At 69.6% G+C, this 12,750-nt stretch carries 11 protein-coding genes; 9 read left to right on the top strand and 2 right to left on the bottom strand.

What is annotated here, in order from left to right:
- The first annotated feature begins 128 nt into the window (after positions 1 to 128).
- From eccD to ACIPK4_RS06695, 6 genes are all read left to right on the top strand, one after another.
- Positions 129 to 1,646, top strand: a complete 1,518-nt coding sequence (gene eccD, locus ACIPK4_RS06670) for a type VII secretion integral membrane protein EccD (protein WP_402309688.1) — start codon at positions 129 to 131, stop codon at positions 1,644 to 1,646.
- 172 nt (positions 1,647 to 1,818) lie between these two features.
- The gene (rpsO, locus tag ACIPK4_RS06675) at positions 1,819 to 2,106 is read left to right on the top strand and encodes a 30S ribosomal protein S15 (RefSeq protein WP_030161433.1); all 288 of its coding nucleotides are present in this window, start codon (positions 1,819 to 1,821) and stop codon (positions 2,104 to 2,106) included.
- Positions 2,107 to 2,435: 329 nt separating this feature from the next.
- The gene (locus ACIPK4_RS06680) at positions 2,436 to 4,658 is read left to right on the top strand and encodes a polyribonucleotide nucleotidyltransferase (protein ID WP_402309744.1); all 2,223 of its coding nucleotides are present in this window, start codon (positions 2,436 to 2,438) and stop codon (positions 4,656 to 4,658) included.
- Positions 4,655 to 6,034, top strand: a complete 1,380-nt coding sequence (locus ACIPK4_RS06685) for a M16 family metallopeptidase (RefSeq protein ID WP_376194734.1) — start codon at positions 4,655 to 4,657, stop codon at positions 6,032 to 6,034. The genes ACIPK4_RS06680 and ACIPK4_RS06685 overlap by 4 nt, the downstream gene beginning before the upstream one ends.
- Positions 6,035 to 6,109: 75 nt before the next feature.
- Positions 6,110 to 6,865, top strand: coding sequence for a 4-hydroxy-tetrahydrodipicolinate reductase (dapB, locus tag ACIPK4_RS06690; RefSeq protein ID WP_054220980.1), 756 nt, complete (start codon positions 6,110 to 6,112; stop codon positions 6,863 to 6,865).
- Between the two features lie 18 nt (positions 6,866 to 6,883).
- Positions 6,884 to 7,348: a hypothetical protein gene (locus tag ACIPK4_RS06695; protein ID WP_054220979.1), complete on the top strand. Its 465-nt coding sequence runs from the start codon at positions 6,884 to 6,886 to the stop codon at positions 7,346 to 7,348.
- Positions 7,349 to 7,450: 102 nt separating this feature from the next.
- Here the strand turns inward: ACIPK4_RS06695 and ACIPK4_RS06700 are convergent, their stop codons facing one another.
- Both ACIPK4_RS06700 and ACIPK4_RS06705 read right to left on the bottom strand, forming a co-directional pair.
- Complete coding sequence (locus ACIPK4_RS06700; RefSeq protein WP_376194732.1) at positions 7,451 to 8,017, bottom strand: PH domain-containing protein; 567 nt, start codon at positions 8,015 to 8,017, stop codon at positions 7,451 to 7,453.
- 47 nt (positions 8,018 to 8,064) lie between these two features.
- Positions 8,065 to 8,325 carry a hypothetical protein gene (locus tag ACIPK4_RS06705; RefSeq protein WP_376194730.1) on the bottom strand — a complete coding sequence of 87 codons (261 nt, stop codon included), beginning with the start codon at positions 8,323 to 8,325 and terminating at the stop codon, positions 8,065 to 8,067.
- Between the two features lie 271 nt (positions 8,326 to 8,596).
- Here ACIPK4_RS06705 and thyX point away from each other — a divergent pair, with 271 nt between their 5' ends.
- The 3 genes from thyX to ACIPK4_RS06720 all read left to right on the top strand — a co-directional run bounded on the left by thyX (position 8,597) and on the right by ACIPK4_RS06720 (position 12,264).
- Positions 8,597 to 9,313, top strand: a complete 717-nt coding sequence (gene thyX / locus ACIPK4_RS06710) for an FAD-dependent thymidylate synthase (protein WP_402309745.1) — start codon at positions 8,597 to 8,599, stop codon at positions 9,311 to 9,313.
- 248 nt (positions 9,314 to 9,561) lie between these two features.
- Positions 9,562 to 10,461 carry a 4-hydroxy-tetrahydrodipicolinate synthase gene (gene dapA, locus ACIPK4_RS06715; protein ID WP_054220975.1) on the top strand — a complete coding sequence of 300 codons (900 nt, stop codon included), beginning with the start codon at positions 9,562 to 9,564 and terminating at the stop codon, positions 10,459 to 10,461.
- Positions 10,462 to 10,578: 117 nt separating this feature from the next.
- Positions 10,579 to 12,264: a ribonuclease J gene (locus ACIPK4_RS06720; protein ID WP_376194726.1), complete on the top strand. Its 1,686-nt coding sequence runs from the start codon at positions 10,579 to 10,581 to the stop codon at positions 12,262 to 12,264.
- Positions 12,265 to 12,750: the final 486 nt, after the last annotated feature.

The following is a 12,750-nucleotide window of genomic DNA, read 5'->3' on the forward strand; positions in this document are numbered from 1 at the left end:
GCGCGACGGTGATCCTACTTGCCGACAGTCATGCATACTCCCGGTAGGGTGGCCCGCGCAGTATGCGCATCCGCGAATCCAAGGCGACAGCCCACGCACCCGCTTCGCCAACCAGGGGGGTCACACAGGTGAGTACGGCCGCAACGACGGGTTTCTGCAGGGTCACCGTCGTGGCTCCCGACAGCCGCATCGACGTCGCCCTCCCCGAGGACATCGCCGTCGCCGACGTCTATCCCGAACTCCTGCGCCTCACCGGCCAGACCCAGCCCGTCGGCGCCCCCACCGGCTTCCACCTCGTCCGCCGCGACGGCACCGTCCTCGACGGCGCCCGCACCCTCGCCGGCCAGCAGGTCCTCGACGGCGAGGTGCTGAGCCTGCGGCCGTTCGCCGAATCGCTGCCGCCCGCCGTCTTCGACGACGTCTCCGACGCCGTCGCCTCGGCCGTCGTCCGCGACCGCCACCGCTGGAGCGACGACATGCTGCGCGGCGCGGGCCTGGCCGGCGCCGCCGTGCTGCTCGTCCTGCTCGGCTTCGTCCTCTGGTACGCCGACCCGGTCCACCACGACATGCACGGCCTGCCCGGCATCATCGCCGGCGCCGTGGGCGTGCTCCTGACCGCCGCCGCCGGAGTCCGCGCCCGGGTCTACCGCGACCGCGCCTCCGCCGTCGCCCTCGGCCTCGGCGCCCTCCCGATCCTGCTGATCGCCGGCTCCGGCATCATCGCCGCCGGCGCCGGCCAGGGCCCCGGCCGACTGCAGTTCCTGCTCGGCTGCGCCTGCGTCCTGGTCGCCTCCGTCGCCCTCGTCGCGCTCACCCCGAACGGGGACGCCCCCTTCGTCGCGGCCACCTTCCTCGCCGCGACCGGCACCCTGGCCACCTTCGCCGCCATCGTCACCGAGGCCTCCGCCACCGCGACCGCCGCCGTCTGCGCGCCCGTCGCCATCGGCCTCGTCGCCTTCCTGCCCGGCCTCTCCGCCCGTTTCGCCCGGCTGCCCATCGGCTACACCGCCCCGCAGAGCGCGGCCGACGAGTACGTCGAGTACGCGACGACCCCGGACCGCTACGAGACCGAGCCGTACGGTGACCCCTCCGGCGCCGACCAGCACGAGGCGGGCACCCCCCTCGACGCCGAGGCCATCGCCACCCAGGCCCGCCGCGGCCACGAGATGCTGCTCGGCCTGGTCGGCGGCTGCGCCGCGATCGCCGTCGGCTCCGCCGCCGTCCTCGGCTTCTCCGACAACACCTGGGGCCGGCTGCTGGCCCTCGCCACCGGGCTGGCCATGCTGCTGCGCGCCCGGCTCTTCCGCTACACCTCCCAGGTCGTGTGCACCCTGGTCGCCGGCCTGGCCGCCGTCGCCCTGCTGATCCTGGGCCTGGCCCTGCACCCGCCGGCCGACCTGGTCCGGGAGCTCGTCCGGTACCACGACCACGGCGGGCTGGACCTCCGTACGATCTGGCTCTCCGCCGCCGTCGCCGCCGGCGCGGCCCTCCTCGCCGGAATTGCGCTTGTCATCCCCCGCAAGGGCCTGTCACCCTTCTGGGGACGGCTGCTCGACCTCACCGAGGCGGCAGTACTGCTCAGTCTGGTCCCGCTGGCCCTCGCCGTGCTGGACGTGTACGCCCGGGCCCGCTCTCTCACCAGCTGAGACGGGGGCCGTGCGGCAGCCTGGTACGCTGTGTGACGGCCGTTTGTGTACGCGCCCCCGGAAACCTCTGGAGGCTGCGCTCAGCGGACCCCGCCTCCCGAGTTACGGAAGATCCCCAGAGAATTCGACCTGGGGCACTCGGTGGCCACGAAGACCCATACGAGGAGTACGCGTGTCGCTCGACGCCGCTACGAAGAAGCAGATCATCGCCGAGTTTGGTGCCAAGGAGGGCGACACCGGCTCCCCCGAGGTCCAGGTCGCCATGCTCTCCAAGCGCATCACGGACCTGACCGAGCACCTCAAGACCCACAAGCACGACCACCACTCCCGTCGTGGTCTGCTGATCCTGGTCGGCCAGCGTCGCCGCCTGCTGCAGTACCTGGCCAAGAAGGACATCCAGCGCTTCCGTACGCTGGTCGAGCGCCTCGGCATCCGCCGCGGTGCGGCCGGCGTCAAGTAAAGACGCTGTGAAGGGAGCGGTTCCCACACTGAGGGGGCCGCTCCCTTTGCTGTACGTGCGCTCGCTCTACGTGCGGGACGTACCGGACGCTTTGTAGTCTGGACGCACGTGCACGACGAACCACGTGCACGACTGAAGAGCACGTGCACAACTGAAGAGGAGGAGCGCCCTCCCAGGCCGCCGGTCCTCGGTAGTGGTACCCGGAAAGCCCCCCGGGCACCGAACCGGGTACTTCGATCGAAGACCGGCCCGCACACAGGAGCGCTTCTCCGCACCGTCCGCCGCCACACGGGCGGCGGGCGGAGACGACGAAAATGGAGAAAACGCTAGTGGAGAACGAGACCCACTACGCCGAGGCCGTCATTGACAACGGTTCCTTCGGCACCCGCACCATCCGCTTCGAGACGGGCCGTCTGGCCCGCCAGGCCGCCGGCTCCGCCGTTGCCTACCTGGACGACGACACGATGGTGCTTTCCGCCACCACCGCGTCGAAGAAGCCCAAGGACCAGCTCGACTTCTTCCCCCTGACGGTGGACGTCGAGGAGCGCCAGTACGCGGCCGGCAAGATCCCCGGCTCCTTCTTCCGCCGCGAGGGCCGCCCCTCCGAGGACGCGATCCTCACCTGCCGCCTGATCGACCGCCCGCTGCGCCCGTCCTTCAAGAAGGGCCTGCGCAACGAGATCCAGGTCGTCGCCACCGTCATGGCGCTGAACCCGGACCACCTGTACGACGTCATCGCGATCAACGCCGCGTCCGCGTCCACCCAGCTGGCCGGCCTGCCCTTCTCCGGCCCGATCGGCGGCGTCCGCGTCGCGCTGATCCGCGGCCAGTGGGTGGCCTTCCCGACGCACACCGAGCTCGAGGACGCCGTCTTCGACATGGTCGTCGCGGGCCGCGTCCTGGAGGACGGCGACGTCGCGATCATGATGGTCGAGGCCGAGGCCACCGAGAAGACCATCGCCCTGGTCAAGGGCGGCGCCGAGGCGCCGACCGAGGAGATCGTGGCCGCCGGCCTCGAAGCCTCGAAGCCCTTCATCAAGGCCCTCTGCAAGGCCCAGGCGGACCTGGCGGCCAAGGCCGCCAAGCCCGAGGGCGAGTTCCCGGTCTTCCTGGACTACCAGGACGACGTGTACGAGGCCCTCGCGGCCGCCGTCAAGGGCGAGCTCTCCCAGGCGCTGACCATCGCGGGCAAGCAGGACCGTGAGGCCGAGCTGGACCGCGTCAAGGAGATCGCCGCCGAGAAGCTCCTCCCGGCCTTCGAGGGTCGCGAGAAGGAGATCTCCGCCGCCTACCGCAGCCTGACCAAGGCCCTGGTGCGCGAGCGCGTCATCAAGGACAAGGTCCGCATCGACGGCCGCGGGATCACGGACATCCGTACCCTCGCCGCCGAGGTCGAGGCCATCCCGCGCGTGCACGGCTCGGCGCTGTTCGAGCGTGGCGAGACCCAGATCCTGGGCGTCACCACCCTCAACATGCTCCGCATGGAGCAGCAGCTGGACACCCTCTCCCCGGTGACCCGCAAGCGCTACATGCACAACTACAACTTCCCGCCGTACTCCGTCGGCGAGACCGGCCGCGTGGGCTCGCCCAAGCGCCGCGAGATCGGCCACGGCGCGCTCGCCGAGCGCGCGATCGTGCCGGTCCTCCCGACCCGCGAGGAGTTCCCCTACGCGATCCGCCAGGTGTCCGAGGCCCTCGGCTCCAACGGTTCGACGTCCATGGGCTCGGTCTGCGCCTCCACCATGTCGCTGCTGAACGCCGGTGTGCCCCTCAAGGCCCCCGTCGCCGGTATCGCCATGGGCCTGATCTCCCAGGAGATCGACGGCAAGACCCACTACGTCGCCCTCACCGACATCCTCGGTGCGGAGGACGCCTTCGGCGACATGGACTTCAAGGTCGCCGGAACCAAGGAGTTCGTGACCGCCCTCCAGCTCGACACCAAGCTGGACGGCATCCCGGCCTCCGTCCTGGCCGCGGCCCTCAAGCAGGCCCGCGACGCCCGCCTCCACATCCTCGACGTGATGATGGAAGCGATCGACACGCCGGACGCCATGTCCCCGTTCGCCCCGCGGATCATCACCGTCAAGATCCCGGTGGACAAGATCGGTGAGGTCATCGGCCCCAAGGGCAAGATGATCAACCAGATCCAGGAGGACACCGGCGCCGAGATCACGATCGAGGACGACGGCACCATCTACATCGGTGCCTCCGACGGCCCGGCCGCCGAGGCCGCCCGCGCCACGATCAACTCGATCGCCAACCCGACCATGCCGGAGGTCGGCGAGCGCTACCTGGGTACGGTCGTCAAGACCACCACCTTCGGTGCCTTCGTCTCCCTCATGCCCGGCAAGGACGGCCTGCTGCACATCTCGCAGATCCGCAAGCTCGCCGGTGGCAAGCGCGTGGAGAACGTCGAGGACGTGCTCGCGGTCGGCACCAAGGTCCAGGTGGAGATCGCCGAGATCGACCAGCGCGGCAAGCTCTCCCTGATCCCCGTGATCGACGGCGAGGCCGCCGGTGACGACGCTGACAAGGACGACTCCGACAAGTGACGTCGCGTAGTTCCCGTGTGACGGCCCGCCCCTCTTCGGAGGGGCGGGCCGTCGCCCGTACCCAAACCCTCCTCAAGGGGGAGAACGGCATCGGCACCGTCCGGCGCACCGTCCTCCCCGGCGGACTGCGCGTCGTCACCGAGACGCTGCCCTCGGTCCGCTCCGCCACCTTCGGCATCTGGGCGCACGTGGGCTCCCGGGACGAGACGCCCACGCTCAACGGTGCCACGCACTACCTCGAGCACCTCCTCTTCAAGGGCACCCGCAAGCGCAGCGCCCTCGACATCTCCTCCGCGATCGACGCGGTCGGCGGCGAGATGAACGCCTTCACGGCGAAGGAGTACACCTGCTACTACGCACGGGTGCTCGACACCGACCTGCCGCTGGCGATCGACGTCGTCTGCGACATGCTCACCGGCTCGCTGATCCGCGAGGAGGACGTCGACGCCGAGCGCGGCGTGATCCTCGAAGAGATCGCGATGACCGAGGACGACCCGGGCGACTGCGTGCACGACCTGTTCGCGCACACCATGTACGGCGACACCCCGCTCGGCCGTCCCGTCCTGGGCACCGTCGACACGATCAACGCCCTCGGCGCCGACCGGATCCGCCGCTTCTACAAGAAGCACTACGACCCCCGCCACCTGGTGGTCGCCGCGGCCGGCAACGTCGACCACAACAAGGTCGTACGCCAGGTCCGCGCCGCCTTCGAGAAGGCCGGCGCCCTCACCCACACCGACGCCGAGCCGATCGGCCCGCGCTCCGGAGCCAAGCGCATCCGCACCTCCGGCCGCGTCGACCTGGTGGGCCGCAAGACCGAGCAGGCCCACGTGGTCCTCGGCATGCCCGGCCTCGCCCGCACCGACGAGCGCCGCTGGGCGCTCGGCGTACTGAACACCGCCCTCGGCGGAGGCATGTCCTCCCGCCTCTTCCAGGAGGTCCGCGAGAAGCGCGGCCTGGCCTACAGCGTGTACTCGTACACCTCGGGCTTCGCCGACACCGGGCTCTTCGGCGTGTACGCGGGCTGCCGCCCGAACCAGGTCCACGACGTGCTCCGGATCTGCCGCGGCGAACTCGACAAGGTCGTCTCCGAGGGGCTCACGGACGAGGAGGTCAAGCGGGCCGTCGGCCAGCTGTCCGGCTCCACCGTCCTCGGACTGGAGGACACCGGCGCGATCATGAACCGCATCGGCAAGAGCGAGCTCTGCTGGGGCGACCAGATGTCCGTCGACGACATGCTGGCCCGGATCGCGTCCGTGACCCCGGACGACGTCCGCGCGGTCGCCCGGGACGTACTGGCCCAGAGGCCGTCGCTCGCGGTGATCGGCCCGCTGAAGGAGAAGCAGGCCGCCCGCCTCGACGAAGCGGTGGCCTGAGACCCTGACACCCCGGGGCAGGGCACCGGCCGCCGCCGGCCGGTGCCCTGCCCGTACGACAGGAAGCGAAGAAGCATGAGCAGCAAGCTGCGCGTAGCGGTTCTCGGCGCCCAGGGCCGCATCGGCTCCGAAGCGGTCAAGGCCGTCGAGGCCGCCGAGGACATGGAGCTGGTGGCCGCCCTCGGCCGCGGCGACAAACTGGAGACCCTGGCAGAGACGGGCGCGCAGGTCGCGGTCGAGCTGACCACCCCCGCGTCGGTCATGGGGAACCTGGAGTTCCTGACCGGCCACGGGATCCACGCCGTGGTGGGCACCACCGGCTGGACCGAGGAGCGCCTCGCGCAGCTGGACACCTGGCTCGCGGCCTCCCCGCAGACCGGTGTGCTCATCGCCCCGAACTTCTCCATCGGTGCCGTCCTCACCATGAAGTTCGCCGCCCAGGCGGCCCGCTACTTCGAGTCCGTCGAGGTCGTCGAGCTCCACCACCCGAACAAGGTCGACGCCCCCTCCGGCACCGCGACCCGCACCGCCCAGCTGATCGCGGCCGCCCGCGCCGAGGCCGGCCTCGGCGGGCAGCCCGACGCCACCGCCACCGCCCTGGACGGCGCGCGCGGCGCGAACGTCGACGGGGTCCCGGTGCACGCCATCCGCCTGCGCGGCCTGCTGGCCCACCAGGAGGTGCTCCTCGGCGGCGAGGGCGAAACCCTGACGATCCGTCACGACTCCCTGCACCACAGCAGCTTCATGCCGGGCATCCTGCTCGGCGCGCGCCGCGTCGTGCAGCACCCGGGCCTCACGTTCGGCCTGGAAAACTTCCTCGACCTCGGCTGATGAGCAGGCAGTAGTCCCATGCGCGCGAAGATCACTTACTTCCTCACGGCCGCCGTCCTGGTCGTCTACTTCGTCCTGGTCGGCAGCCGGGGGGTGATGCTGATCGGGCAGGGCACCGCGCTGACCGTCACCTTCGGTGTGGCCGTGCTGATCCTGCCGGTCATCGGCGTCTGGTTCCTCTGGAAGAACACCCAGTTCGTGACGAGGGCGAACCAGCTGGCGACCGAGCTGGAGGCCGAGGGCGGACTGCCCGTCGACGAACTGGAGCGGGACGAGTACGGCCGGATCCTGCGGGACTCCGCCGATGAGGTCTTCGCGCGCCGCAAGGCCGAGACGGAGGACGCGCCGGGGGACTGGCGCAGCTGGTTCCGCCTCGCCGTCGCCTACCACGACGCCCGCGACACCCCGCGCGCCCGCAAGGCCATGCAGCGGGCCATCGCCCTGCACGCCGCACCGCGGGACCGGGCCGTGTCCGCGAAGTAGCGCCGGCGCCCCTCGCCGCGTACACGGCGTAAGCCGGAAGCCCGTACAGGAACGATCCTGTACGGGCTTCCCGGCGTTGCACCCCGGCGTTGCACCCTGGCGTCAGGCGGGCACGGCCCGGTACTCGTCGGCCCAGGCCTCGACCATGTCGGCGGCCCGGTCGAACGCCTCGGTCCGGGACAGGAAGTCGGCGTTGTGGTCGGTCAGCAGCACCGGCAGCTCCGCCCCGCCCTGCCCGACCGCCGTCAGGGCCTGGCCCTGGACGGTCCGCGGCAGCCCCAGCCAGCGCACCGGCTGCTGGACCGTACGGACCTCGGCGACCTCGTCCCAGGTGACCGAGCGGGTCCTGAGGAAGCCCACCCGGCGGAGCCCCGAGGGGCTCACCCAGACGCCCGTCATGAGGATCCGCACCGCCGACCCGATCACGCCGAGCGCGGCGGCCAGGCAGACGCCGGCGCCGGACCAGGCACCGGCGAACGCGATGATCATCGTGGCCAGCAGCATGAACGCGGCCAGCAGGAGCAGCAGCGCGGCGCCCGCCACCCGCCACGGCCCGGGCCGGTACGGCCGGCGCCAGCGGTGGGGGTCCTCGTGGGCCAGTACGTCGTCGCCGTCACTGTCTTCGTGCGCGTCGAACGCGCGGTCGGCCGTCAAGAAGGGCAGGGGCACGGCTGTACCTCACTCACATGCACGTTCGGTTGGACTTGCCCGTGAGGCTACCGCCCCTCGGAGGCCTCCGACTGCTGCGACTTGGCGGGCTGGTGGGGCTGGAGTGCCGGCATGCCGAAAAGCAGGGAGCCGACGAGCCCCGCCACGACGGTCAGCCCGACCAGGGTACGGGCGGCCAACTGGGGCGCGCTCAGCCGCTCGCGTGGCGGTGGGGTGACATTGCTGCGGAAGCGGTCGGCCTCGGCGACGAAGGCGAACGGGACGGGTTCGCTGGGGGTACCGCCCAGCGACGGCTGGGGGAGGAACATGGAGCGACTCTCCTCACGATCAGGGCCCTGGGAGGCCGGCGGCGGATGCGCGTGGCGTGTACCGGTAAAGACGTACGAGCCGCCCAATCGGTGCCCGAATTCGGGACATTAACCAAATTTTATGGCTGGGCGTCAGCTGAAGGGGTGACCCTCCCGCCTCCCGGAGCCGGACGGCGCGTGCGCGGCGGGCAGTGAGCCGCGCCGTAGAGTGGGCGCGCCCCATGTGAGTCGTTCGGAAGGACCCCCGGTGAGCGAGACCGCCGCTTCAGACATGAAACCCAGCTTCCGCAGTGATGTGACGGTGGAGCTGGTGAAGCACTCCGCCGCCGACTCCGACGTGCTGTGGGCCGCCCGTGTCTCCACGGCCGGCGAGCAGTCGCTCGAGGAGCTCCAGAAGGACCCCGAGCGCTCCAAGGGCCTCATCAACTACCTGATGCGGGACCGTCACGGCAGCCCGTTCGAGCACAACTCGATGACGTTCTTCATCAGCGCCCCGATCTTCGTCTTCCGCGAGTTCATGCGGCACCGCGTCGGCTGGTCGTACAACGAGGAATCCGGCCGCTACAGGGAGCTCGAACCGGTCTTCTACGTCCCGGACGCCGAGCGCAAGCTGGTCCAGGAGGGCCGCCCGGGCAAGTACGTCTTCGTCGAGGGCACCGCGGCCCAGCAGGAGCTGACGGGCCGGGTCATGGAGGACTCGTACCGTCAGGCCTACGAGGCCTACCAGGAGATGCTGGCGGCGGGTGTGGCCCGCGAGGTGGCCCGTTCGGTCCTGCCGGTCGGACTTTTCTCCTCGATGTACGCGACCTGCAACGCACGCTCGCTCATGCACTTCCTCGGTCTGCGCACGCAGCACGAGCTGGCGACCACGCCGTCCTTCCCGCAGCGGGAGATCGAGATGGTCGGCGAGAAGATGGAGCAGCACTGGGCCGCGCTCATGCCGCTGACGTACGCCGCGTACAACGCGAACGGCCGGGTCGCCCCGTAAGGACCGGTACGGCCCGATGGGGACGAATGGACCCATGACGCACAGATGTGCGGAATCAAGTCCGAAGTGTCCGTATTGCCACGTTTCGTAAAGTTCATCTAGGCTGATCAAACGGACCCGGCACTGCTTGAACCCCCGAGCAGGCAGTGCCGGGATCCAACAACACTCGCGGCCCGTGCCGGGAGCCACACCCTGTTGACGTCCCCCGAGGGGACACCGCGAGCATGGCAGCGAGTAGCGTGTTACCCATGGCTCCGATCTCGACTCCGCAGACCCCCTTCGGGCGGGTCCTCACCGCCATGATCACGCCGTTCACGGCTGATGGCGCACTCGACCTCGACGGCGCGCAGCAGCTCGCCGTCCACCTGGTGGACGCAGGCAACGACGGCCTGATCATCAACGGGACCACCGGTGAGTCCCCGACCACCACCGACGCGGAGAAAAACGACCTCGTACGAGCCGTCCTGGAAGCGGTGGGCGACCGCGCCCACGTCGTCGCCGGCATCGGCACCAACGACACCCGCCACACCCTGGAGCTCGCCCGGCAGGCCGAGCGCACCGGCGCACACGGCCTGCTCGCGGTGACCCCGTACTACAGCAAGCCGCCGCAGGAGGGCCTCTACCGGCACTTCACGGCGATCGCCGACGCCACCGAGCTCCCGGTGATGCTCTACGACATCCCCGGTCGCAGCGGCGTCCCGATCAACACGGAAACCCTGGTCAGGCTGGCCGAGCACCCGCGCATCGTGGCCAACAAGGACGCCAAGGGCGACCTCGGCCGCGCCAGCTGGGCCATCGCCCAGAGCGGACTCGCCTGGTACTCCGGCGACGACATGCTGAACCTGCCGCTGCTGTCCGTCGGCGCCGTCGGCTTCGTCTCCGTGGTCGGTCACGTGGTCAGCCCCGAGCTCCGCGCGATGCTCGAGGCGCACCTGGGCGGCGACGTCCAGAAGGCCACCGAGATCCACCAGAAGCTGCTGCCCGTCTTCACCGGCATGTTCCGCACCCAGGGCGTGATCACCACCAAGGGCGCCCTGAACCTGCAGGGCCTGCCCGCGGGCCCGCTGCGGCTCCCGCTCGTCGAGCTCACGGCCGAAGAGACGGCTCAGCTCAAGATCGATCTTGCCGCCGGCGGGGTACAGCTCTGACAACAGACTTCACAACTGAATAAGCAAGACGAACAAAACAGACGAATGCAAGTGCACGAATGACATGCGCGCCACGTGCCTTACGAGGTACGTGGCGTGTGTGGTGAGGAGAGACTTTTGAGCCATCCGCATCCTGAACTCGGTCCCCCGCCGAAGCTCCCCAAGGGCGGCCTGCGCGTCACCCCCCTGGGCGGTCTCGGCGAGATCGGCCGCAACATGACCGTCTTCGAGTTCGACGGCCGCCTGCTGATCGTCGACTGCGGCGTCCTCTTCCCCGAAGAGGAGCAGCCGGGCATCGACCTGATCCTGCCGGACTTCTCGTCCATCCGGGACCGGCTCGACGACATCGAGGGCATCGTCCTCACGCACGGCCACGAGGACCACATCGGCGCCGTCCCCTACCTCCTCCGGGAGAAGCCGGACATCCCGCTGATCGGCTCCAAGCTGACGCTGGCCCTCATCGAGGCGAAGCTCCAGGAACACCGGATCCGCCCCTACACCCTCGAGGTGAAGGAAGGCGACCGGGAACACCTCGGACTGTTCGACTGCGAGTTCATCGCGGTCAACCACTCCATCCCGGACGCCCTGGCCGTGGCCATCCGCACCCCTGCGGGCCTGGTCGTCGCCACCGGCGACTTCAAGATGGACCAGCTGCCGCTGGACAACCGCCTCACCGACCTGCACGCCTTCGCGCGCCTGAGCGAAGAGGGCATCGACCTCCTCCTCTCGGACTCGACGAACGCCGAGGTCCCGGGCTTCGTCCCGCCGGAGCGCGACATCTCCAACGCCATCCGCGGAGTCTTCGCGGGTGCCCAGAAGCGGATCATCGTGGCGTCCTTCGCGAGCCACGTGCACCGCATCCAGCAGATCCTCGACGCCGCGCACGAGTACGGCCGCCGGGTCGCCTTCGTGGGCCGTTCGATGGTCCGCAACATGGGCATCGCCCGCGACCTGGGCTACCTGCGCGTCCCGGCGGGCCTCGTCGTCGACGTGAAGACCCTCGACGACCTGCCGGACGACGAGGTCGTGCTGGTCTGTACGGGTTCCCAGGGCGAGCCGATGGCGGCCCTGTCCCGCATGGCGAACCGCGACCACCAGATCCGGATCGTCCCCGGCGACACCGTGATCCTGGCGTCGTCGCTGATCCCGGGCAACGAGAACGCGGTCTACCGCGTGATCAACGGCCTGACCCGCTGGGGCGCCAACGTCGTGCACAAGGGCAACGCCAAGGTGCACGTCTCCGGCCACGCCTCCGCCGGCGAGCTGCTGTACTTCTACAACATCTGCAAGCCGCGGAACCTGATGCCGGTCCACGGCGAATGGCGCCACCTGCGCGCCAACGCCGAGCTCGGCGCCATGACGGGTGTCCCGAAGGACCGCATCGTCATCGCCGAGGACGGCGTGGTCGTCGACCTCATCGACGGCAAGGCCCGCATCTCCGGCAAGGTCCAGGCCGGCTACGTGTACGTGGACGGCCTGTCGGTCGGCGACGTCACCGAGTCCTCCCTCAAGGACCGCCGGATCCTCGGCGACGAGGGCATCATCTCGGTCTTCGTCGTGGTGGACAGCACCACCGGCAAGGTCGTCAGCGGCCCGAACATCCAGGCCCGCGGCTCCGGCATCGAGGACTCGGCCTTCACGTCGGTCCTGCCGAAGATCGAGGAGGCCATCGCCCGCGCCGCCGCCGACGGCGTCGCGGAACCGCACCAGCTCCAGCAGCTCATCCGCCGGACCATGGGCAAGTGGGTCTCGGACGGCTACCGCCGCCGCCCGATGATCCTGCCGGTCGTCGTCGAGGTCTGAGCCTCGCCGTAGCGCCGTCACCGGAGCGGGGCAACCGGATTTGCATCCGGGGGCCCCGCTCCAGTACGTTTACGTCTCCACCTCGCACAACACCCCGGGCACACACGTGTGTCCGGACCCGTGCTGCGCGAGCGGGTGGGATTCGGACCCAGGGAGACCTGATAAAGTCTGATCCGCCCGAAAGGGAAAGGCCCTCCAGCGGCCACCGAATTCAAATCCTCCCGGAAACGGGCCGGAAAGAATCTGGTAAGGTTGGAATCGCCGGAAAGGAAAACGCGAAAGCGAGGACCTGGAAAGCGAAACCCGCTTCGACCGGGAATCGGACACGAAAGAGTCTGATAGAGTCGGAAACGCAAGAAAGAAGAACGAAAGCCCGGAGGAAAGCCCGCGAGGGTGAGTACAAAGGAAGCGTCCGTTCCTTGAGAACTCAACAGCGTGCCAAAAATCAACGCCAGAAGTTGATACCCCGTCCACTTCGGTGGATGA

Source organism: Streptomyces sp. NPDC086989, from assembly GCF_044745505.1.
In the GTDB taxonomy this organism is placed as follows: domain Bacteria; phylum Actinomycetota; class Actinomycetes; order Streptomycetales; family Streptomycetaceae; genus Streptomyces.